Source organism: Cellulomonas carbonis (assembly GCF_014636275.1).
GTDB classification, from domain to species: Bacteria; Actinomycetota; Actinomycetes; order Actinomycetales; family Cellulomonadaceae; genus Actinotalea; species Actinotalea carbonis.
The window spans coordinates 1-595 of record NZ_BMEB01000039.1 but is presented as its reverse complement, the minus strand read 5'-3'; the positions used below and the strand labels follow the sequence as shown (position 1 = coordinate 595).

The 595-nt window shown below is 37.5% G+C and carries 1 protein-coding gene; it reads right to left on the bottom strand.

Annotated features, from left to right (window positions below):
• A partial coding sequence (locus tag IEV86_RS17570; protein ID WP_188484842.1) for a YceD family protein occupies positions 1 to 508 on the bottom strand: 508 nt, incomplete at its 3' end.
• Between the last annotated feature and the right edge of the window lie 87 nt (positions 509 to 595).

Sequence of the window (595 nt, the reverse complement as noted above, 5' to 3'; positions counted from 1 at the left end):
CATCTTGTTTTAAGAGCTTTTCAAGGGCTGCAAGTCTCGGATCAACTTGATTCTTCTTGTCTTCTTCCGAAATGACTTGCCAATCCTTTCCTTCTTGAGGAGCAGCTCCTTTTTCTTGTTCAGATTCACAAAAGATTTGCATAGGGATTTCTAAAAGAATTTCTTCTTTCACGATCGGAGTTATGTCGATAGTATCGTCCTCAACAATGTGAACGTCATCATCTTCTATATCATCCGTGTGATGAAATATAAACAGTTCTTTTGTTGAAATTTCAAATGGATACGGAACATCAACGAGTGTTCTTGAGCATGGCAAAAGCATTTCGCCTGAAATTGTAAAATCAAACGAAACCTGTTTTGATTTGATATCCGCTCTGCCCTTCACCCGAACGGGAGAAATGCGGCGAATGTCAGAATTCAGCTTTGTCAGCTCATTTAACTCAACTGTTTCATCAAACTCAAAACTTTGTTTTGGCATTTGATGCAGCTGATAAATCGTCCATTTCATTTGTATCACCTCAGGAAAGCAACAAACATGATTATAGCTTTTAAGATTGTTTTTGTCAATATTTTTTCTTTACAGCATAATGCTGCC